Below are 19,456 nucleotides of genomic sequence, written 5' to 3'. Positions count from 1 at the left end.
TTGCTGCGGAGTTCCCACACCCGCGAACCGAGAAGCTCGTACGGCCACTGCTCGATCGACAAGTCGAGCAGATCACCGTGGGCCTGCACCGCCTGATCGGCACTGACGACTCCGGCCATCTCTTGTCTGCGAACGATATTGCTTACTTCGAACATCACCAGTTGCGGTGCGAGCAAGCGAGTACCGGACAGTTGCCCAACCGCCCAGCGACCGTCCGGACCGTCGTCGAGCAATAGGGCCACGAGGGCCGAGGCGTCACAGACAACGTCTACCGTCACCGTCGGTCGGCATCTCGTGCGTCGAGGATCGCAGCGGCGTCGACACGAACTCCGGTTGCGGCGACTCGCGTCCGTGCCCGGGCGATCACATCATCAACCTGCGGACGTGTCGCAGACTCCACCAGCATGCCGCGCAAGTACTCCTGCAACGATTTGCCCGCCCGTGCGGCCCGCCCTGCGAGCTCATCGCGCACCGCGTCCGGAACGTCACGAACTGTGATCACCACACTCATGCAGTCATATTAGCTGCATTGTCGGCACTATACAGCTATGGCCGTGGTTGGGACGGCGCCCGTTGTGCGGCTACGTGGCTGCCTTCTTGATACGTGCGCCAAGGGATTCCAGTTCGTCGAGGACCAGGCCCGCGCCCCAGATCTGGTCGCGTTTGCGTGTCGTCAGCGGGTGAATGATGCCGGCCGATTGGAGGCGTTCGATTGCGGCGTACACACTGCTGGGTTTGAGTTCGAGGCGATCGATGACGTCCTCGGCCGTCACCACGGGCACGTTGATCAGCGATCCGACGATCTTGGCCGCAGCGCTGTGGCTTCGAAGCGGACCACTCATCTCACGCCATCTGCCGGGGATGCCGGCCAAGATGCGCGCCGTCTTGCGGGACTCAACCGCAGCGATATGTGAACCTGTCGAGAAGGACCGCATCAGCGGCACCGGATCCCCTTCCCGGTAGGCAGCGAGATCGTCGAAGTAGCGATCACGGTGCGCCACCAGCGCCGACGCCAGTGGCACGACGACCGACGTCGTGACCTTGCGGCGCCGCAGGATGCTATTGATCAACGCTCGCCCGATGCGCCCGTTGCCGTCGGTGAAGGGGTGAATCGACTCGAACTGGGCGTGGGAAATCGCGCACTGGGCCAGGACGGGCACGTCGTTGCGATTGGCGTACGCAATGACGTCGCGCATATACACCTGGACATCGGCGGGTGGCGGTGGGATATAGAGGGCGTCGCGTGGTGAGTAGTGACTCCCCCCGATCCAGTTCTGGACGTCCCGCAGAACCCCGGCATATCGGCGTTCGTCCGCGTCGTCGCGCATCAACTCGCGATGAGCCGCCAGCAAGTCTGCCAGATCGATTCGTCCGCTACCGGTCACCGCTGTCAACAGCTCGTCAGTCGCCGCGGTTGCTCTGACCATGGACGTTGCTGACGGATTCGCGGCAACCCCGTACAGGGCGCGAGCATAGTCTTCGATCCCGGCGTCGATCTCCTCGATTCGTGACGAGGCGACGCATTCTGTACGTAGTAATAGCGTTCCCAGAGCGCCGAGATTGCCGGAGTCCTGCGCATCCAATGCGGCGATCTCCCCCAGTGATGCTTCCATGTCCGCGGCCAGGCCAGCCGGTAGTCGGCAATCGGAGTCGGCGATCATCGGCGGCAGCCTGACCTCGATCTCTGAGGTCATCCGATCTGCACGGCTGCCCGCTCGGGCCTGTTGACGCCAGGGAACGATGCGTCGACCATGTTTCGGCCAGTTCACCGTCTCCTCTTCAGCCATGACCCTCCAAACCCGGAATAGCTACGTCGATATTCCGAGTTTACTTATCAAAGTCGGAATAGTGTTCGCGTAGCAGTGTCAGGGCCAGCCGAAGAGTCCCCGGTGTCGTCCCCATACGTCAGGCAGGCGAGGCGCAGGGAGCGATCGGCGAGCACATCACGGGAGGCCACCCGGGCGGAAGTCTCGGTGTCCACGGCGCCACGCTACTCGGGCTCTCGCTTCGAAACACAGATGAGCGGTCTGTTCACTCCGCGGATGGTGCGGACCTACCTCCCGGTCGATGTGCGTCGTGGTGCTTCGACTGCAGCGCGAGCACGCCGCCGGCGACGAGTGGCGCCGTGGTCGAGGCGACCAGCACCGCGATCTTGGCATGCGCAAGTAAGTCAGGATCTGCGGGAAAGCTGAGTTCGACGACCAGCAACGACACGGTGAAACCGATTCCCGCGAGCAGTGACACTGCCGCGAGATCGCGCCATTGAACGTCATCGTCGAGTTCGCTGTCGGTGAACCGGACGACGAGCCAGGTTGCGCCGAGGATTCCCACCGGCTTGCCCAGCAACAGGCCCAGCACCACGCCCACAGCGACCGGATCGGTCAATGCCGTCGTCAGGCTCCCCTCTCCGCCGACTGTGACGCCGGCCGCGAAGAACGCGAACACCGGCACCGCCAATCCCGCCGACAACGGACGGAAACGATGCTCGAATCGCTCCGCCAGCCCCTTCTGTCCCCCGCCGTTGTCTCCCCCACTGCGCACCGGGACCGCGAATCCCAGGAGAACTCCGGCGATCGTGGCGTGGATTCCCGAAGCGTGCACCAACGCCCAAACCACGACACCCAGCGGCAGGAGCGTTGCCCACGCGGCCCACCATGTGCGGGCAAACCAGCCGGCGCACCGGTGAGCGAGGAAGCAGAACAACGCCAGCGGAACCGCCGCCCCCAGCAATGCCACGCCGTTGACGTGATCGGCGTAGAAGATGGCGATGATCGCGATCGCGATCAGGTCATCGACCACGGCGAGGGTCAGCAGGAACAATCGCAACGCCACCGGCAGCCTCGAACCGACCACCGCCAGCACCGCAACCGCGAACGCGATATCGGTGGCGGTGGGGATCGCCCACCCGCTGCTGCCGGCCGAACCCCGGTTGACCGCGGCATAGATCATCGCGGGCACCACGACGCCGCCAACGGCCGCGACGACCGGGACCATCGCCGTGCGTACCGATCGCAACCGCCCGATCACGATCTCGCGTTTGAGTTCAAGGCCGACGAGGAAGAAGAAGACGGCCAGCAACCCGTCGGCAGCCCACTGCCCGACACTGAGTTCCAAATGCCATGGCGCATAGCCGACGCGAGCATCGCGCAACCCGGAGTACTCATCGGCCAGCGGACCATTTGCCCCGATCACCGCTGCAATCGCAGCTCCGACCAGCAGGAACCCACCGACGGACTCAGCACGCAGAATGTCGTCGATACGCAGAGTCTCCCCGACCGGTCGGCGACCGAACACACGATGCGACGACGAACGACCATTTCGGCCAGACATGGAAAGTCCCTTCAAGTCGACGAAACCACACGCCGACCAGACTTCCCGGCACACCGATGTGAAACTTTACAGACACGTGCCGCGTGGGCCGCGAGTGACAGTCGTGCGGTCGGTCCATCGTCAGGTCGAGGACATCTTCCATGTCTACTCCCCCAGCGCAGGAATCCTTTGACATTGAGGAATGGAAGGCCGATGTCGAGGTCACTCCAGGGGGCGGTCTGCTACGGTCACCGACGAACCAGCCCATAGCGGCGCGCGTATCCGGCCCGGGCGCGGCGATCGGTATCAAGAAGGAACAAGCAATGGTCACGATCTCCACCAACGGTCCGATCTGGACGCTGGACCTCGGCGGCGACGAGAACCGCTTCTCCCTAGCATGGCTCGACAGCATGGACGCGGCACTCGATGAGCTCGAAGCGTCATCGGAGCCCGCAGTGCTCGTCACGACGGCGACGGGCAAGTTCTACTCGAACGGACTGGACCTCGACTGGGTCAGCCAATTCCCCGACAAACTCGAGCCTTACGCCGCTCGCGTCGAATTGTTGTTCGCACGGATGCTGACGCTGGCCGTGCCGACGGTGGCCGCCATCAACGGTCATGCTTTCGGCGCAGGCGCGATGTTCGCGATGGCCCACGACTGGCGGGTGATGCGCGAGGACCGCGGATTCATCTGCTTCCCCGAAGCCGACATCAACATTCCGTTCACACCCGGAATGTCGGCGCTGGTGGCCTGCAAACTGACGCCTCGCGCTGCGGTCGATGCGATGACCACAGCGCGGCGATTCGGCGCCGGCGATGCCGTCGCGGCCGGGCTCATCGACGCCACCACCCCCATTGACGAGTTGCTCGATGTCGCCATCGGTTTCGTCGAGCACCTGGCCGGTAAGGATCGGAACACGTTGGGCACCATCAAGTCCCGGCTGTTCGCCGACACCGTCGCCGCGCTGCGTGCTCCCAGCGCCGACGGCTGAGTCGAGATCCTGGCGTCCTGGACCGTCAGCGATGGGGTGTCAGCGTGAAGGTGCCGACCACGAGGCCGCCCAGGAACGCCGGTCCCCGGTAGCCGCCGTGCCCGTCGCTTCTCATGAAGACCCGGTGGCCCGGAAAGAAGTCGACGTAGCCGCCTGCCGGCGTCGGGTGGATTCGATAGCGTCCGATGAGGACGAGATCGTCGCCCACGACACGTCCGTCGCGTTGCAGCAGCACCTGACCGGTAGACGACAATGTCGTTGACGTGTAGGTGCCGGGCGCGACGTCGGCGGATGCCTGGCCGACGCCACCGAGGAGCATCATGGTCCCGGCCGCCGCTACCGCAGCGGTGGTGCCAACCGAACGAAATCGTCTACGCATCGGCGCTCCCATCAGAGTGGTTGCGTCAGCGTACTCCCGGCGCGTGCGGCCCCGCCAGCAAGGAATGCCTGGCCAAATATGCACGCTGCTGAAGCATTGGTGCCACGTGCGGAGTGATTCTCGATCAGCCGAAGATGCGTGAGGAGATGTCCGCGAACTCGGTGTCGGTCACCACGCCGGCGGCGCGTAAAGCGGTCAGTGCCGTCATCAATTCGTGGGGTCCTCCGGCAGCCGGCGGTGCGGCCGGCGCAACCGGAGCAGCTGCAACCGGGGCCTGGGCAACCGGGGCCTGGGCAACCGGGGCGTGGGCAACGGGGGCTGGGGCAACCGGTACGTGGGCGACCGGAGCAGCTGCTGCTGCTTCCCTTGCGGCCCAGCGGTTCTGCTGCCGCCGCTGGACGCGGCCGTGGACGGAGCTGGCGACGGCAGCCTTCGCTGCGGTGGACAGAAGGCTCATGATCAGTTCTCCTCAGTGTCTTCGAGTACTCGGACCAGGTCGGCGACCGCGACAGGTCCCGCGGACAACACCGATCCGGACTCGCCCGACCAGGTCTCAAGTACGCCCATCAGGGTACGGTCCTCCCAGATCAGGATGATCGCGACACTCCCGGCTTCCATCGCCTCGCCGACCTCGGCGACATCCTCACCGTCGATCAGCTCGGAGGCCGACGCGGCGAAAGCCTCCGCGCCGACGTCGGACGCCTCGACCCAGCGAACGGTGCCGTCCTCGTCCTTGATCACGAATTCCAAGTCGAGAATGTCGATTCGCCCCGACTCATCGAGCGCCCGCAGCGCTTCCAAACCCTTGGTCGGGACGGTGTTACCTGGAAAGGAAACGACGAGATGCGTGACAGGGCCGAGTTCGGCGTCGAAGATCATCCGCGAATAGTACCTATGCGGAACGGCTGTGGGCCGGAATTGTTCACAGTCGGTTCGTGCCGACGCCAACGACCGACACGACCGGCTGCAGGATGTTGAGGGTTCCGCGTCGATCGCGGGCCCGCAGGCATCCGGGTGGGGCACAATTGGCGCATGACCGACCTGCTTGCGGACTTCGACACCGACACGCTCTCCTACGATGGCATGGTCCATCGCTACTACCGGCTGGGGTCGGGTCCGGCGGTCGTCGTGATCGCGGAGATTCCGGGCATCACGCCCAAGGTGATCGAGTTTGCCCGGCGCGTGGTCGAGGCCGGGTGCACGGTCTATGTGCCCTCGCTGTTCGGGGTCGACGGTGCCGGCAAGAAGCCGTCGGCGATGGTGAAAGCACTCGGGACAGTTTGTGTATCAAGAGAATTCACCGTCTTCGCGACGGGTAAGTCTTCTCCGGTGGTGCTGTGGTTACGCGAACTCGCCACCAGAGCCCACGAGGAGTGTGGTGGGCCGGGTGTGGGTGCGGTCGGAATGTGCGTGACCGGGGGGTTCGCGCTGGCCATGGCCGTCGACGATCGAATGCTCGCACCGGTGCTGTCTCAGCCGTCGCTGCCTGTAGCGATCACACCGGGCCGCCGCCGCACCATCGATATCTCGCCCGCGGACCTCGACATTGTCCAGGCGCGGTGTGAGAACGGTCTGCAGGTGCTCGGAACACGTTTCCACTGCGACCAGATGTCGCCTTCCGGCAGGTTCGCCCTTCTTCGCAATCGACTCGGCACCGCATTCATCGGTGTCGAACTGCCGGGCTCCACGGCAAATCCGAATGTGCCGGGCCCACCGCATTCGGTGCTCACCGAGCATCTGATCGACGAACCCGGGCAGCCCACCCGCGACGCCCTCGACCAGGTACTCGCCTTCTTTCAGCAGAAGCTTGGTGTGACCACGACCGGCGATTGAGCCGGGACTCAGCGGACCGGGACGGTAAAGTGTCGCTCCCCCGACGGAATACATCATTTCGTGCAAGCATGTGCCCATGAGTCCGAGTGCACACGATCACGTCACTGATCACGCCCAGTCCATCGCGTATCCGAGTCCGGGTGCACGGGCACGTCAGTACGAGTATTCCGGTCACCCTCACGTGGTCGTGTTGTTCGGTGCGACGGGCGACCTGTCGCGGCGAAAGTTGCTGTGCGGTCTCGGATATCTGGTGGCGTCGGATCTGAATGCGGATATGCAGGTGGTCGGTACCGGTCTGGATGATATGTCCGAGGACGAGTTCCGGGAGTTCGCGCGACGCTCGATCGAGGCTGTCGGCGCCCGGAAACTGACGGCCGAACAATGGGCGAAGTTCGCTCCGCGGCTGCACTATGTGCCCTCGTCGGCCGGTCCGGAAGCATTGGCGGCCAAGGTCATCGACTGTGAGGCCGAACTCGGCGACGGAGTTCGCCGACTGCATTATCTGAGCGTGCCGCCCAAGGCGGCGCCGGCGGTGATCAACACCCTGCGTGAGGCGGAATTGATCGAGCGGTCGCGCGTCATCATGGAGAAGCCGTTCGGCGAAGACCTGGAGTCTGCGATCAGGCTCAACAATTTTCTGCACGAGACGTTCGCCGAGGAGCAGATTTTCCGGATCGACCACTTTCTGGGCAAAGAGGCGGCACAGAACATTCTGGCGCTGCGGTTCGCCAACGGCCTGTTCGAGCCCATCTGGAACCGGAACTTCATCGGGCACATACAGATAGACATTCCCGAGGCCCTCGGTCTCGATGCGCGTGCCGCATTCTACGAACCCACCGGCGCTTACAAGGACATGGTGGTCACCCACCTGTTCCAGGTGATGGCGTTCGTGGCGATGGAGCCGCCGACCGCGCTGGAGCCGATGGCGATCTCGGAGGAGAAGAACAAGGTGTTCCGGTCGCTGACACCGATATTGCCGAGCGATGTGGTCCGGGGCCAGTACCTGGGGTACCGGGACGAACCCGGCGTGCATCCCGAATCCGACACCGAGACGTTCATCGCGTTACGCGCCTACATCGACAACTGGCGCTGGGCGGGTGTCCCGTTCTACCTGCGCACCGGTAAGCGGATGGCAGAGGGACAGCGCATTATTTCGATCGCCTTCAAGGAGGCGCCGAAGTCGATGTTCCCGGCGGGTTCGGGTGTGGGGAGCCAGGGTCCCGATCACCTGACGTTCGACCTGGCCGACGAGTCGCGGGTGTCGTTGTCGTTCTACGGTAAGCGGCCCGGACCGGGGATGCGGCTGGAGAAGCTGTCGATGCAGTTCTCCACTGAGGAGACCAATCGTGCCGACGAGGTCCTCGAAGCGTACGAACGTCTCATTCTCGATGCCATGGCCGGCGACCACACGCTGTTCACCACCGCCGACGGCATCGAATCACTGTGGGACCGTTCCATTCCATTGCTGTCGGATCCCCCGTTGGTCAAGCCGTACGCACCGGGGTCGTGGGGTCCCAATCAGATTCACCAGCTCATCGCGCCCCACGCGTGGCGTTTGCCGTTCGAACGCGGTTGGCGGGCCAAAAAGTAGGCAACGTCAGGACACCTTGTCCGGAATCGGAGTATCGTCACCACCTCGGGCCAGGTCGGGGTGGTGACGGGCCGCGACGTCGGGGTGCGCACGGAGCCGGGCTTTGATCATGTTCTCGCCGAACGTACCCGAGATCGGGTTGTCGGGGTCGTCGGTGACGCCGGGCGCATCGGCTGCCAGATCGGTGGGCAATTCGATCCGCGGCATCGCCGATGAGAGTGCGGGGTTGAAGAAGAACGGTACCGACAGTCGTTCGGTGCCCGGCGGCGGGGACTGAACTCGATGCATCGTGGCCTTGAGATAGCCGTCGGTGGCGTACTCCATCAGCTCGCCGATGTTGACGACGAACGCGTCCTCGACCGGTGGTGCGTCGATCCAGCCTCCGTCGTGCTCGACCTGCAGGCCACCCTTTCCCGGTTCGATGAGCAGTAGTGTGAGTACGCCCGGGTCCTTGTGTGCGCCGACGCCCTGCCGCTCGGTCGCGCTCTCGCGGCCCGGGTAGCGCACGAGTTTCATCAGTGTGGACGGCCGTTCGGCGAACGCATCATCGAAGACGGCGCGGTCGGCGCCCAGGCTCAGGGCCCACTCCCGCATGAGGCTCAAACCGAGTTCACCGCAGCGCTTTTGCCAGTCGGTGATCACTTCCCTGAAGCCGGGCAGTGCGGGCCACTGGTTGGGACCGTCGAGTCGCAGGTATCCGGGATCGTCACCGAGCGAGGGATATTCGGCGGCCAGGTCGATCTGCTCACGCCAGTCGATCGCGCCTTGGGTGTACTCGCCGCCGAAGCGGGTGTATCCGCGGAAGTGTGGGCTCTTGAGCATTTCTACGTCGAACTTGGCCTCCTCCGGCAGCGCGAAGAACGCTCGCACGGTGGCAAATAGCCGTTCGCGTGTCGCACGGTCGATGCCGTGGCCGACGAGATAGAAGAACCCGACCTCGTGTGTCGCTTCCAGCAGTGCGCGGCGAAAACGTGCGCGGCCGGCGTTGTCACCGTCGAGTAACGACATGTCGACGATCGGCAATTCGGTCAGCGTCGTGGTCATGGCTCACTCTCCTCGCCTGTTGCACCGGCGTTCAATGGTCCGTCTCCGACGGTACTGCACCGGCACGCCCACCGAACGCAGCCGAAGGACCCACCTCACCACCAACGGCGCACCGAGTTTGAATGACAACATGCGAGTACGCATGTACTTTTGAGTATGCCCAAGACCATACAAATTCGCGACATCGATGACGAGGTCTACGCCGCGCTCGTCCGCAGGGCGGCCGAGGACGACATCTCGGTCCCTGAACTGCTGCGACGCGAAGCCACCAGACTCGCTTCCCGCCCGACACTGAAAGCGTGGCTGAGCAGGACCGGGCGTCGACCGTCGAATATCGCCACGGACGATGTACTGGCCTCGCTCGACGACTGGCGTGGCGAGTGGCCCGATGCTGGTCGTTGACGCATCGTGCCTGTTCGAGGTGGTGGCGGACTCCCCGCGCGCAGATACGATCGCTGCGCGGATGCTCGCCGACTCCGACCACGCCGCGCCCGAGATCATCGATGTCGAAGTCCTCGGGGTGATCCGTAGCCAGTACCTCAAAGGCCGACTGGATACGACGGCCGCGAATCAGGCGGTGGCCGATCTGCGGGACTGGCCGGGCGAGCGATTCGCACACCGCTGGATGCTCGACCGCGTTTGGGAATTGCGGGATTCGGTCCGGGGCTGGGATGCCTTCTACGTGACGCTCGCCGAGGCCATGAACGCGACGCTGATCACGCTTGACGCCAGGCTGGCACGAGCACCTGGCCCACGATGCGCCATCGAAGTGGTGAGCTGACAGAGTCTGTTCCTGACTGCTTCATCGCAGCCCGTTCATGAGGCGACGGTCACCGGATGCGGTGGAACGCAAGTACCGGAATGACGCGGATTCCCGCCGTCTTCTCCGCGTATTCGGCGAATCCCGGATAGCGGCGGGCCTGCTCGGCGTAGATGCGGTCACGGTCGGCGCCGGTGATCTCGGTGACGGTGACGTCGAACTCCTCGGTGCCGATCTCGGCATGTCCACGGCCCGCTGTGGTGAGGTTGTAGTACCAGGCGGGGTTGGTGGGGGCACCGGCCTTGGACGCGAACACGTACACGGTGTCGGGGTCGGCGTCGTCGGGCAGGTACATCATCGGGGTGACGGACCGCTTACCCGATTTGCGGCCGACGTGGTGTACAAGCACCATCGGTGCGCCCTCGAACCCACCGCCGACCCGGCCCTCGTTGGTCCGGAACTCGTTGATGATCTGCGTGTTCCAGTCGTCGCCCTCGGCCATGGCCCCTCCTGACAGTGTCGGTCACTACTGGTCCCAGTATGGCCGAGCCCGAGCTGATTGTTCCCCATTCGACGACCCAACGATGGTTGAACCCGATCACTTCGGCCGCCGGCTTCTCCGCGACCGGACGATGCGTCATTCGCGCGGCAGCACTGGTGTCGATCGGAAACCGGGCGACGAGCGACAATCCGCACGTCCTCCGCGGACGCGGCGATATCCTCGCCTAAGGCTGCGGCGACGTACAGGCGCAGTCCGCTCCGATCCAGCCCCGAGGAGAACGCATGGTCACGCAAGTTCCCTATGAGCCGACCGTCGACGCACTGGGGGCGCAGTGGGCGACGCTCATCGACCTCGCCGACGGGCTCGACGACGACCAGTGGGGTTCGCCGTCGATCCTGGCCGGGTGGACGGTGGCCGACGTGTTCGCGCATATCGCCGGGACGGAGTGGTCGTTGACCGGACGGACGGTCGAGCCGGTCCGGGCCGTCGGCGAGCTCGACTACGTGCGCAACCCGATCGGTGAACTGAACGAGAACTGGCTCGACCACTACCGGACCCGCACCCGCGACGAATTGATGACGGACCTGCGGGAGGTGACGGGCCTGCGCGCCGATGTGCTGCGCGCGATGAGCGAATCAGACTGGAATGCTGAAGGATTCACTCCCGCGGGGAAGGATTCGCACGGCCGGTTCATGCGCATCCGCGTGTTCGACTGCTGGATTCACGAGGTGGATGTCCGTGACTCGCTGGGGCTGGGCGCCCCGGAGAATCCGGCACCCGCGGGAGTTACCCGGGATGAGATGGCTGCGTCGCTACCGTTCGTGATCGGCAAACGCGCGCAGGCGCCCACCGGCAGCGCGGTAACCATCGACTTCACCGGCATCGCGCCCGCACGGGTGCATGTATCGGTGGGCGAACGCGCCGCTGTGGTGCCTATGCTCGACGGCGATGCGGACGTCGTGATCCATGTGGACATCGCCGACTACGCCCGGCTGATCGGTGCGCGCACCACCGCCGATCCGGCGTCGGTCACCGTCGAAGGCGACGAGGAACTCGGTGGGCGGGTGGTGGCCAACCTGCACTACCTGATCTGACCGGGCAGGGTCGTACAGTGGGGCGAACCCCCGGACTACACCCGGAGGCCGGCATCCCAGGAAGGGGCCCCGATGGCCAATCAGCGAGCGCAAGTCGTCATGACCGACGATGAGGTCGAGCAGTTCTTGCAGGAAGGACGGACGGCGACGCTGGCGACGAACGGCCCCAATGGATTCCCCCATCAGGTGGCGATGTGGTATGGGTTCATCGACGGCAAGGTCTGTTTCGAAACCAAGATCAAATCCCAGAAGGCGGTCAATCTGCTGCGCGACCCCAGACTGAGTTTCAGCGTGGAGGCCGGCGACACCTATGACCAGTTGCGCGGGGTGGCGATCGACGGGACGGCGCGCATCGTGTATCCCGACGGACCTGAATACTGGCCGGCGGCGATCAGCGTGTTCGAGCGTTACCAGGCTCCCTACACCGAGGAGACGAAACCAGCTGTCGAGTTCATGATGACCAAACGGGTCGTGGTCATCGTCGAGCCACGTCGAGTCCGGTCCTGGGATCACCGCAAGCTGATCTGAGACCGGCCACACCGACACGTCTACAGGCCCCCGGGAATCGATTCTCGGGGGCCTGTCCTGTTGTGCGACGGCGATCAACCCCGGCTGCTTGACGTGATGGCCCTCACAGCATACGGTCATACATCATTCACTGAACGTATGACCGTATGACCGGGAAAGGTGGGCAGATGAGCCTGGGTAAGAAGGCGGTAGTGCTCGGCGGAAGCATCGCCGGTATGTGCGCGGCGGGAGCCGTCGCGCCCTACTTCGATGAGGTGGTCGTCCTCGAACGCGACGTCATCGCCGACAACATGGAGCACCGGCGCGGCGTGCCGCAGAGCAAGCACCCGCACTTCCTGCTCAACTCGGGCCGCCGCGCGATGGACACGCTCTTCCCCGGCTACGAGGACGACCTCATCGAGGCCGGTGGCATGCACCTGATGCCGTCGGTCTCCGCGGCACACTGCGAAGGCGCGGGCTGGATTCCACGCGCGGAATCGACGATGAGCATGGTGTACGCATCGCGGCTGCTCATCGAACGGGTGCTGCGCAACAAGCTCGCCGACGTCGCCAACATCACCGTCCACGAAGGTGTCAACGTCACCGGCCTGGAGACGGTCAACGGTGGCAAGCCGGGCGGTGCGGTGACCGGTGTGTGGCTCAGCGGCGGCGCCGAGGGCCCCGGCAAACGGCTGATCGAGGCAGACCTGGTCATCGACACGCTCGGCCGTGGGTCGGCCGTGTCGGCCTGGCTGGAGAAGGCCGGCTGGCCGGCGCCACCCATCCAGTCACTCGACGCGGGCTGCACCTACACCACGCAGTGGTTCCAGAAGCCTGCCGAGCGCCCCGACGACTGGTGGTGGCACCACATGTCGATCATGCCGTCCGGTGAGACCGGCCCGCACCCGGTCGAGCACGAGTTCATCAGCCAGATCTTCCCCATCGAAGGCGACCGGGTGCTGGTGACCATGGGTTCGTGGGGACATCCCATGCCGCGCAAGGAAGACGAGTTCATCGAGACCGCGCGACGACTACGCGCCCCCGCCTTCGCCCGCGCCGTCGAACGCTGCACTCCGCTGTCGAAAGTGTTCGTCACCAAATCGACCGGCAACATGCGGCGGCGCTACGACAAGCTCGACAACCCGCCCGTCGGCCTGCTGGTCATCGGCGACGCCATCTGCGGTTTCAACCCGTTCTACGCGCAAGGCATGAGTTCGGCCGGCAAGTGCTCGGTGCTACTCGGCGAGATGCTGAGCAAGCAGACCTCCGCCATCGAGCCCGGCTTCTACCGCAGCTACTTCGCCGAACAGTCCAAGCTGCTCGACGACATCTGGACGCTGGCGCTGGCCCGCGACCGTGGCTTCGCCAACGCCACCGGCACCGATATCGCCCCGGCCTGGCAGCAACGTCTCACCCAACGACTGAGCTGGCCGTTCTTCAACCTGCTGTCGGCGGCCACCCGCGAGGACAAGTACCTCGAAGCCCATTTCACCGCGGTGTTCAACCTCGACGAGTCGGTGACCGAGATGGTGCGCGACCCGAAGTTCCTGGCGGGCATGGCCAAGTTCGCCGTCAAGAAGGCGTTCAGGCGTAACAAGCTGCCGATCGGATTCGATCAGACGCTCGACCCGCCATCGCAGATCTACCGTGACTTCGAGCCGCACCCGGGTGGTCCGGCGACGGTGATCGAACGGCCTGCCAAGACGTCTGCGACACCCGAAGCCTCGCCGGTGGTCTGAGTACCGAACACGTGTCGGGCCTGCCGTCTCCGGCACTGCGGCAGGCCCGGACCGACCCACATTTCGTTCACCATCGAGGAGCACTTTCATGGCAGTGTGCGATCCGGACACCCCGGCGTATGTCATCACCCGATATCTGGGCTTTATCTGCGAGGACGCCAATCCGGTTGCCGCGCTGCGTAATCCGTTCGGCCTGGAGAACTGGACGCTGCCGGTTCTCGAGGTGACGATCATCGTCGGCGCAGTCCTTGCGCTGGTGCACGCGATCCGCAGGTTGCGCCGCGACAATGACCCCACCAACCTCGCGCTGTGGCTCGGTTCGCTGGTATATCTGTTCGTGATCGAACCGCCCCTGTACTTCCCCGAGTGGTTCGGGATGCAGGACGCGATGGGATTCATGTTCGCGCACAACGTGTTCACGGTCGATTTCATGTACGACCGGCTGCCGCTGTACATCGTGTGCTTCTACCCGGCGCTCAGCCAGGTGGCCTATGAGATCGTGCGGGCGTTCGGCTTCTTCGACGGCACCAAGCAGGGTGCACTCAAGGGCGCGGTGACCGTTGCATTCGTGTACCAAGTGTTCTATGAGATCTTCGATCAACTTGGGCCGCAACTGAAGTGGTGGGCCTGGAATGTGGATGATCCGTTCTATGGCAACACCGCCGCCGATCTCGGTAACCCGGCCGCGGTTCCGCTTCTCGCCTCGGTCCCACTGAACAGTGTGTGGTTGTTCGCGTCCGTCTCGTTCGGTGTGCTCACCTACGTCAGCGCCCGGCTCATCGCCAACCCGACGCTGGCCGGCAACGCGCCGCGCGGTCTGTCGCTGGCATGGCGCATCGTGGTGTCCGGTGTGGTGGCCGTGATCAGCATGCCGCTGATGGGAATCCCGGCGTCGGTGTTCGGTCGCGGTGAGGGTGCCAACCTCACCGGGCAGGCGATCGTGCTGGGCATCGAGATCGTCGCGTTGTGGCTGGTCGGTCTGTACCTGCTCGGTACTCAATGGCGGAAGATGCGATCGGCACCGGCAGCACAGGCACCCGCGCGCACGGCGCGGCCGTTCCTGCTCGTGTTCCCGTTCCTGTTCCTGGGCGTGCACACCGCGCTGTGGATCAGCGCGCTACCGGCCTATTTCGGCGCCACCGACGGGGTCACCGACGACGGCACGCCGATCGGCAGTCTCCCCTACGTCGTCGCCTGTCTGGTGGTCGCGTCCGGAAGTCTGTTGGCCGCACTGGCTCTCGGCCGCGATCGGGCCACGCCGGAGCAGACCGCGACCGCCGGCGACTCAGGTGCCCGGCAGCCAGTCGAACAGGTGTGAAAGTATGGGCGAATGAGAACTCGCGGTTGGCAGGGCAACCTACCGTCCGATTCCGAGGAGGCCCGCACCCGCATTCTCAACGCCGCGATCGCGTCGGTCGAGAAGCACGGGGTCAACAAGACCACCCTCGCCGATGTGGCGAACGAACTCGGCGTCACCCGGCAGACCGTCTACCGCTACTTCTCGTCGGTCAACGACATGCTCGCGGCCGTGGCCCAGGCCGGTGCCGCGGACTTCCTCGACGGGATGCGCCGGGACCTGGCGCACGTCACCACCGTCGACGGCGCCATCGTCGAGACAATCCTGTACTGCCTCAACCGGTTACCGGACGAACCGTCGATGGGCCTGTTGCTACGGGCCGGGCAGACCGAACTGTTCACCCGTGAGGCGACGTCGGAAAGCGGCATCTCCCTCGGCGCGCAGATGCTGGGCCGGCTGCCGGTGGAGTGGGCCGAGAACGGCTATGACGACGAGGCCATGGCCGGTCTGGCCGAGCTGGTGATGCGGGTATTCCTGAGCCTGCTGCAATACCCGACATCACCACCGCGTTCCGACGACGAACTGCGCGAGTTCATCAGCCGTTGGGTGTGCCCACCCGCCCGGGTTCACAGATAGCGGCGAGAACACGCTCAATCCAGGCAGAACTCGTTGCCCTCCGGATCGGCCATCACGATGAAACCGGTCTCCATCGGCGGAGCCGGCTCGAACCGTTCGAGCCTGCGGGCGCCGAGCTCGATCAACCGCAGGGCCTCCGCCTCGAGCGCGGCCATCCTGTCGCCGCCGGTCAGGCCCGGTGCCGCCCGCACATCCAGATGCACGCGATTCTTGGCGCTCTTGCCCTCCGGAACCCGCTGGAAGAAGATCCGCGGACCGGCCCCCGCGGGGTCGACGACCGCTGATCGGCTGTTGCGGTGCTCGGGCGGCACACCGAACGCGTCGAGAGCCGCATCCCAGGTGGCGAATCCGGGCGGCGGTCCCTGCACCTCGTAGTGCAGGACCTGCGCCCAGAATCCGGCGAGCGCAGCCGGATCGGCGCAATCAAAGGTCACCTGAATCTCCAGGCCCATCGCACACTCCCCTATGTCGTGATTGTTCTTAGTGGCAAGCTCAAGTATTCATGCCAAACAGGTCAGTCTCTGTCCTCAACCGCGCGACCGGGCCCGATACCCTCGAACCATGCGCATCGGTGTGTACATCATCCCCGACCATCCGTGGCAGCAGGCGCAGCACGAGTGGCGGCGTGCCGAGGAGATGGGTTTCGATCACGCATGGACGTTCGATCACCTGGTGTGGGGTTCGCTGCCGGACAACCGCTGGTTCTCGTGTATCCCGACACTGACCGCTGCGTCACTGGTGACCAACCGAATCCCGTTGGGCGCCTTCGTGATATCTCCCAACTTCCGCCATCCGGTGCCGTTGGCGCGGGAGTTGCAGACCCTCCTGGACATCGCGGGTGATCGGCTGCTGATAGGCCTCGGCGCGGGCGGTACTCCCGACGACCTGATCCTCGGTCAGCCGCCGGTGACCGCCCGCGAGCGGGTCGACCGGTTCCAGGAGTTCGTGCGGCTGCTCGATCTCGCGCTCACCGATGACCACGTGACGTTCGCCGGCGAGTACTACAGTGCCATCGACATGCGGCTGGCCGGCGGATCGGTCCGGGAGCGGATTCCGTTGCTACTGGCCGGAAACGGGCCGCGCTCTGTGCGGTTCGCCGCCCGTCACGGCGATGGCTGGATCACCACCGGAACCCAGGCGGGCAACATCGAGGACTGGTTCGCCGGAGTTGCACGCAGTGTGCGCATCCTCGACGACACCCTCACCGGCCGGCCCGGAGGCGACCGGTTTCCCCGCTATCTCAGCCTGACCTGGGCGCCGCACGACCCCCTCACGAGTGCGGGGGCGCTCGACGATCTGATCGGGCGAGCCGCAGGACTCGGTTTCACCGATGTCGTCATTCCCTGGCCCCGGACCAGCCGGCCACACGTGGCCTCGATGGAAACATTCGAGGCCACGCTGGCGGAGGTGCTGCCGAGATGGCAGGGGCCGGGCGTGCTCTAGTGCACGACCAGCACCGGGCACGGCGCCACCTGCAGTACGGCCTGTCCGGTCGAACCCAGCAGCAGGCCCCGGAAGCCCCCTCGGCCTCGGCTGCCGACGACGATCAGTTGGGCATCGCCGGCCGCACCGACGATGGCCGGTGCCGCGTCACCGGCGACGATCGCCGACTCGACCTCGACGTCGGGATAGTCCTCGCTGTGGCCGGCGAGCTGCGAGCCCAGTGATGCGGCGGCCTCGTCGTTGAGCCGACGCAGGGCTTCCTCACCCTGCCCGTAGAAGGCACCACCGGCGAATCCGCCATAGCTGTGCACGGCAACCAGCGTTGTTCCTCTGGTGTCGGCCGCCTGGAAGGCGTGCGTGACGGCCTCGGTCGATATCGGCGAACCGTCGACACCGACAACGACAGGGCCGGACTCGGGAGCCTGCGGTCCGACGACGGCCACCGGGCAATTGCCGTGTGCGGCGATGTCGCTGCTGACCGATCCCAGGAGCAGGCCGGCGACACCGCCCAGCCCGCGGCGACCGACCACGATCATGCGGACGCGGCTGGATAGTTCCCGCAGCACGAGGGTGGGTTTGCCGTCGATCACCTCACCGTCGATCGACACGCCCGGTGCCAGTTCCACAGCCAGGTCGAGAGCGACGTCGACCGCTCCCTGCGCCAGATCGCGCCGCGCCTCGACGTACTGTTCGGCCTCGACCCAGCCCTCGACGTTCTGGCCGATCGGCGCCGTGAACGGTGCCACCACCGACACGATCGTCAGCGCAGCATGCGCACGGACCGCCTCGGCCGCCGCCCAGCGCACCGCTGCCAGCGCCTCGTCGGACCCGTCGACCGCCACCGCGATCGGTGCATTGTTCGTCGTCACCATCAGCCCCTTTGCTTGTGGATTCGGTTGGGTGCACCCAGCACGGGTGGACCCACCAGACTGTACGCCGCAAGGCTGCGACGACACTGTGTTCAGTCGGCGTGTGCCCATTCCGGGGGACGCCGCGACCTGCGGCCGCCGCCGCGAAACTTCAGCCCAGGGTGCTGATCACTTCGTCGAGCACAGCATCCAGCAACACCTTGCGCTGCTCGCCGTTCGACAGGTCCTTGACCTCGATGGCACCGTCGGCGATCTCACGATCACCGAGCACCAGCGCGAGCCGCGCACCTGAGCGGTCGGCGGCCTTCATCGCGCCTTTGAGGCCACGATCGCCGTAAGCCAGGTCGACGCTGACGCCGGCCGCACGCAGACGGCCGGCCAGCGCGACCAGCTCGGCTTTGGCCGCCCCACCCATCGGGACTCCGAACACCTGACAGCGGGCGGCCTCGGCATCGGCGACGCCCTCGGCCCGCATCGCGAGCATGGTGCGGTCCACGCCGATACCGAAACCGATACCCGACAGGTCCTGCTTGCCACCGATCTGCCGCATCAGGCCGTCATAGCGGCCACCGCCGCCGATGCCGGACTGGGCGCCGAGACCGTCATGGACGAACTCGAACGTGGTCTTGGTGTAGTAGTCCAGGCCCCGGACCAGGCGCGGATTGATCTCGTACGGCACGCCGAGACGGTTCAGATGCCCGAGGACAGTATCGAAGTGTTCGCGTGCCGCGTCGCTGAGGTAGTCGATGAGCAGTGGCGCGTCGGCGGTGGCCGCCTTGATCTCGGGACGCTTGTCGTCGAGTACCCGCAGCGGATTGATCTCGGCGCGTTTGCGGGTCGATTCATCGAGGTCGAGCCCGAACAGGAACTGCTGCAACGCCTCCCGGTAGCGGGGTCGCGATTCGTCGTCGCCGAGCGAGGTGATCTCCAGCCGGAAGCCGGACAGGCCCAGGCGCCGGTAGCCTTCGTCGGCGATGGCGATGACCTCGGCGTCGAGCGCCGGATCGTCGACACCGATGGCCTCCACACCCACCTGCTGCAGCTGCCGGTAGCGGCCCTCCTGCGGCTTCTCGTAGCGGAAGAACGGACCGGCGTAACAGAGTTTCACCGGGAGCTGGCCGCGGTCGAGGCCATGCTGGATGACCGCACGCATCACCCCGGCCGTGCCTTCGGGCCGCAGCGTCACCGAACGTTCGCCCCGGTCGGCGAAGGTGTACATCTCCTTGCTCACCACGTCGGTGGATTCACCGACGCCACGCGCGAACAGTCCGGTGTCCTCGAAGATCGGCAGTTCGATGTGCCCGTACCCGGCACGGCGGGCGGCGTCGGCCAGCGTGTCGCGGACGCGACGGAAATCCGCCGAGGCGGGCGGAAAGTAGTCCGGGATACCTCGTGGTGCCTGAAACTCGGCGCTCACAGTCCGAATCGTCCCTTCTTCTCGGTCCCGATCCCGAGCAGGAA

24 protein-coding genes are annotated in these 19,456 nt (G+C 65.3%); 12 read left to right on the top strand and 12 right to left on the bottom strand.

All coding sequences use genetic code 11. The features are described from left to right. The 4 genes from Q0627_RS09895 to nhaA all read right to left on the bottom strand — a co-directional run. A partial coding sequence (locus tag Q0627_RS09895) for a type II toxin-antitoxin system VapC family toxin (RefSeq protein WP_298809409.1) occupies positions 1–278 on the bottom strand: 278 nt, incomplete at its 3' end. Next, positions 275–511, bottom strand: coding sequence for a FitA-like ribbon-helix-helix domain-containing protein (locus Q0627_RS09890; protein WP_291014375.1), 237 nt, complete (start codon positions 509–511; stop codon positions 275–277). The genes Q0627_RS09895 and Q0627_RS09890, both read right to left, overlap by 4 nt. Before the next feature lie 70 nt (positions 512–581). After that, positions 582–1,694 (bottom strand): Fic family protein, encoded by a 1,113-nt coding sequence (locus Q0627_RS09885; RefSeq protein WP_291014372.1) that lies wholly within the window; start codon positions 1,692–1,694, stop codon positions 582–584. Between the two features lie 337 nt (positions 1,695–2,031). After that, a complete protein-coding gene (nhaA, locus tag Q0627_RS09880) occupies positions 2,032–3,330 on the bottom strand; it encodes a Na+/H+ antiporter NhaA (protein ID WP_291014370.1) in 1,299 nt (432 codons plus the stop codon). A gap of 302 nt (positions 3,331–3,632) precedes the next feature. On the opposite strand from nhaA, the gene Q0627_RS09875 reads away from it, so the two are divergent. After that, a complete protein-coding gene (locus tag Q0627_RS09875) occupies positions 3,633–4,301 on the top strand; it encodes an enoyl-CoA hydratase-related protein (RefSeq protein WP_291014449.1) in 669 nt (222 codons plus the stop codon). A 25-nt stretch (positions 4,302–4,326) separates the two neighbouring features. Here the strand turns inward: Q0627_RS09875 and Q0627_RS09870 are convergent, their stop codons facing one another. From Q0627_RS09870 to Q0627_RS09860, 3 genes are all read right to left on the bottom strand, one after another. Next, positions 4,327–4,680 (bottom strand): hypothetical protein, encoded by a 354-nt coding sequence (locus tag Q0627_RS09870; protein ID WP_291014367.1) that lies wholly within the window; start codon positions 4,678–4,680, stop codon positions 4,327–4,329. Positions 4,681–4,804: 124 nt separating this feature from the next. Further along, positions 4,805–5,137 carry a hypothetical protein gene (locus Q0627_RS09865; RefSeq protein WP_291014364.1) on the bottom strand — a complete coding sequence of 111 codons (333 nt, stop codon included), beginning with the start codon at positions 5,135–5,137 and terminating at the stop codon, positions 4,805–4,807. Between the two features lie 2 nt (positions 5,138–5,139). Beyond that, the gene (locus Q0627_RS09860; RefSeq protein WP_291014362.1) at positions 5,140–5,559 is read right to left on the bottom strand and encodes a DUF6325 family protein; all 420 of its coding nucleotides are present in this window, start codon (positions 5,557–5,559) and stop codon (positions 5,140–5,142) included. A gap of 153 nt (positions 5,560–5,712) precedes the next feature. Between Q0627_RS09860 and Q0627_RS09855 the strand changes: the two genes are divergently transcribed. Continuing rightward, positions 5,713–6,513 (top strand): dienelactone hydrolase family protein, encoded by an 801-nt coding sequence (locus tag Q0627_RS09855; protein WP_291014359.1) that lies wholly within the window; start codon positions 5,713–5,715, stop codon positions 6,511–6,513. A 76-nt stretch (positions 6,514–6,589) separates the two neighbouring features. Continuing rightward, entirely contained in the window at positions 6,590–8,104 is a 1,515-nt protein-coding gene (gene zwf / locus Q0627_RS09850) for a glucose-6-phosphate dehydrogenase (RefSeq protein WP_291014356.1), read from the top strand. 6 nt (positions 8,105–8,110) lie between these two features. On the opposite strand, the gene Q0627_RS09845 is transcribed toward zwf, so the two are convergent. After that, complete coding sequence (locus Q0627_RS09845; RefSeq protein WP_291014354.1) at positions 8,111–9,148, bottom strand: isopenicillin N synthase family oxygenase; 1,038 nt, start codon at positions 9,146–9,148, stop codon at positions 8,111–8,113. A 156-nt stretch (positions 9,149–9,304) separates the two neighbouring features. Between Q0627_RS09845 and Q0627_RS09840 the strand changes: the two genes are divergently transcribed. Together Q0627_RS09840 and Q0627_RS09835 are read left to right on the top strand one after the other, a co-directional pair. Next, a complete protein-coding gene (locus Q0627_RS09840; protein ID WP_291014352.1) occupies positions 9,305–9,550 on the top strand; it encodes a hypothetical protein in 246 nt (81 codons plus the stop codon). After that, on the top strand, positions 9,537–9,929 hold the full coding sequence (locus Q0627_RS09835) for a type II toxin-antitoxin system VapC family toxin (RefSeq protein WP_291014350.1): 393 nt from the start codon (positions 9,537–9,539) through the stop codon (positions 9,927–9,929). Before Q0627_RS09840 ends, Q0627_RS09835 begins: the two co-directional genes overlap by 14 nt. A gap of 49 nt (positions 9,930–9,978) precedes the next feature. Here Q0627_RS09835 and Q0627_RS09830 read toward each other — a convergent pair whose 3' ends face one another. Next, a complete protein-coding gene (locus tag Q0627_RS09830) occupies positions 9,979–10,410 on the bottom strand; it encodes a nitroreductase family deazaflavin-dependent oxidoreductase (protein ID WP_291014349.1) in 432 nt (143 codons plus the stop codon). A 38-nt stretch (positions 10,411–10,448) separates the two neighbouring features. Here Q0627_RS09830 and Q0627_RS09825 point away from each other — a divergent pair, with 38 nt between their 5' ends. From Q0627_RS09825 to Q0627_RS09800, 6 genes are all read left to right on the top strand, one after another. After that, positions 10,449–10,637: a hypothetical protein gene (locus Q0627_RS09825; RefSeq protein ID WP_291014344.1), complete on the top strand. Its 189-nt coding sequence runs from the start codon at positions 10,449–10,451 to the stop codon at positions 10,635–10,637. A 54-nt stretch (positions 10,638–10,691) separates the two neighbouring features. After that, complete coding sequence (locus Q0627_RS09820; protein WP_291014342.1) at positions 10,692–11,504, top strand: maleylpyruvate isomerase family mycothiol-dependent enzyme; 813 nt, start codon at positions 10,692–10,694, stop codon at positions 11,502–11,504. A 72-nt stretch (positions 11,505–11,576) separates the two neighbouring features. Beyond that, positions 11,577–12,032, top strand: coding sequence for a PPOX class F420-dependent oxidoreductase (locus tag Q0627_RS09815; RefSeq protein ID WP_291014340.1), 456 nt, complete (start codon positions 11,577–11,579; stop codon positions 12,030–12,032). A 167-nt stretch (positions 12,033–12,199) separates the two neighbouring features. Beyond that, positions 12,200–13,750, top strand: a complete 1,551-nt coding sequence (locus Q0627_RS09810) for a hypothetical protein (RefSeq protein ID WP_291014338.1) — start codon at positions 12,200–12,202, stop codon at positions 13,748–13,750. Between the two features lie 88 nt (positions 13,751–13,838). Then, positions 13,839–15,068, top strand: coding sequence for a hypothetical protein (locus Q0627_RS09805; RefSeq protein WP_291014334.1), 1,230 nt, complete (start codon positions 13,839–13,841; stop codon positions 15,066–15,068). A gap of 12 nt (positions 15,069–15,080) precedes the next feature. Further along, positions 15,081–15,683: a TetR/AcrR family transcriptional regulator gene (locus Q0627_RS09800; protein WP_291014332.1), complete on the top strand. Its 603-nt coding sequence runs from the start codon at positions 15,081–15,083 to the stop codon at positions 15,681–15,683. Positions 15,684–15,697: 14 nt separating this feature from the next. On the opposite strand, the gene Q0627_RS09795 is transcribed toward Q0627_RS09800, so the two are convergent. Beyond that, the gene (locus Q0627_RS09795; protein ID WP_291014330.1) at positions 15,698–16,135 is read right to left on the bottom strand and encodes a VOC family protein; all 438 of its coding nucleotides are present in this window, start codon (positions 16,133–16,135) and stop codon (positions 15,698–15,700) included. A gap of 109 nt (positions 16,136–16,244) precedes the next feature. Here Q0627_RS09795 and Q0627_RS09790 point away from each other — a divergent pair, with 109 nt between their 5' ends. Next, on the top strand, positions 16,245–17,126 hold the full coding sequence (locus tag Q0627_RS09790; protein ID WP_298809390.1) for an LLM class flavin-dependent oxidoreductase: 882 nt from the start codon (positions 16,245–16,247) through the stop codon (positions 17,124–17,126). Here the strand turns inward: Q0627_RS09790 and Q0627_RS09785 are convergent. Together Q0627_RS09785 and hisS are read right to left on the bottom strand one after the other, a co-directional pair. After that, entirely contained in the window at positions 17,123–17,998 is an 876-nt protein-coding gene (locus Q0627_RS09785) for a universal stress protein (protein ID WP_291014324.1), read from the bottom strand. The two genes, Q0627_RS09790 and Q0627_RS09785, sit on opposite strands and share 4 nt — an antisense overlap. Before the next feature lie 148 nt (positions 17,999–18,146). Continuing rightward, positions 18,147–19,412, bottom strand: coding sequence for a histidine--tRNA ligase (gene hisS, locus Q0627_RS09780; protein ID WP_291014322.1), 1,266 nt, complete (start codon positions 19,410–19,412; stop codon positions 18,147–18,149). Positions 19,413–19,456 lie beyond the last annotated feature (44 nt).

This window comes from uncultured Gordonia sp. (assembly GCF_937858515.1).
Classification (GTDB): Bacteria; Actinomycetota; Actinomycetes; order Mycobacteriales; family Mycobacteriaceae; genus Gordonia.
This window is presented reverse-complemented; position numbering and strand designations above follow the sequence as displayed.

Bases quoted from the DNA above. Each gene is read 5' to 3' on its own strand.
- Q0627_RS09795 (WP_291014330.1), bottom strand. From the start codon at position 16,135: ATGGGCCTGGAGATTCAGGTGACCTTTGATTGCGCCGATCCGGCTGCG.
- Q0627_RS09835 (WP_291014350.1), top strand. From the start codon at position 9,537: ATGCTGGTCGTTGACGCATCGTGCCTGTTCGAGGTGGTGGCGGACTCC.
- nhaA (WP_291014370.1), bottom strand. From the start codon at position 3,330: ATGTCTGGCCGAAATGGTCGTTCGTCGTCGCATCGTGTGTTCGGTCGC.
- Q0627_RS09805 (WP_291014334.1), top strand. From the start codon at position 13,839: ATGGCAGTGTGCGATCCGGACACCCCGGCGTATGTCATCACCCGATAT.
- Q0627_RS09790 (WP_298809390.1), top strand. From the start codon at position 16,245: ATGCGCATCGGTGTGTACATCATCCCCGACCATCCGTGGCAGCAGGCG.
- Q0627_RS09800 (WP_291014332.1), top strand. From the start codon at position 15,081: ATGAGAACTCGCGGTTGGCAGGGCAACCTACCGTCCGATTCCGAGGAG.
- Q0627_RS09875 (WP_291014449.1), top strand. From the start codon at position 3,633: ATGGTCACGATCTCCACCAACGGTCCGATCTGGACGCTGGACCTCGGC.
- Q0627_RS09885 (WP_291014372.1), bottom strand. From the start codon at position 1,694: ATGACCTCAGAGATCGAGGTCAGGCTGCCGCCGATGATCGCCGACTCC.
- Q0627_RS09810 (WP_291014338.1), top strand. From the start codon at position 12,200: ATGAGCCTGGGTAAGAAGGCGGTAGTGCTCGGCGGAAGCATCGCCGGT.
- Q0627_RS09820 (WP_291014342.1), top strand. From the start codon at position 10,692: ATGGTCACGCAAGTTCCCTATGAGCCGACCGTCGACGCACTGGGGGCG.
- Q0627_RS09785 (WP_291014324.1), bottom strand. From the start codon at position 17,998: ATGGTGACGACGAACAATGCACCGATCGCGGTGGCGGTCGACGGGTCC.
- zwf (WP_291014356.1), top strand. From the start codon at position 6,590: ATGAGTCCGAGTGCACACGATCACGTCACTGATCACGCCCAGTCCATC.
- Q0627_RS09815 (WP_291014340.1), top strand. From the start codon at position 11,577: ATGGCCAATCAGCGAGCGCAAGTCGTCATGACCGACGATGAGGTCGAG.
- Q0627_RS09825 (WP_291014344.1), top strand. From the start codon at position 10,449: ATGGCCGAGCCCGAGCTGATTGTTCCCCATTCGACGACCCAACGATGG.
- Q0627_RS09855 (WP_291014359.1), top strand. From the start codon at position 5,713: ATGACCGACCTGCTTGCGGACTTCGACACCGACACGCTCTCCTACGAT.
- Q0627_RS09830 (WP_291014349.1), bottom strand. From the start codon at position 10,410: ATGGCCGAGGGCGACGACTGGAACACGCAGATCATCAACGAGTTCCGG.
- Q0627_RS09860 (WP_291014362.1), bottom strand. From the start codon at position 5,559: ATGATCTTCGACGCCGAACTCGGCCCTGTCACGCATCTCGTCGTTTCC.
- Q0627_RS09840 (WP_291014352.1), top strand. From the start codon at position 9,305: ATGCCCAAGACCATACAAATTCGCGACATCGATGACGAGGTCTACGCC.
- Q0627_RS09865 (WP_291014364.1), bottom strand. From the start codon at position 5,137: ATGAGCCTTCTGTCCACCGCAGCGAAGGCTGCCGTCGCCAGCTCCGTC.
- Q0627_RS09870 (WP_291014367.1), bottom strand. From the start codon at position 4,680: ATGCGTAGACGATTTCGTTCGGTTGGCACCACCGCTGCGGTAGCGGCG.
- Q0627_RS09890 (WP_291014375.1), bottom strand. From the start codon at position 511: ATGAGTGTGGTGATCACAGTTCGTGACGTTCCGGACGCGGTGCGCGAT.
- Q0627_RS09845 (WP_291014354.1), bottom strand. From the start codon at position 9,148: ATGACCACGACGCTGACCGAATTGCCGATCGTCGACATGTCGTTACTC.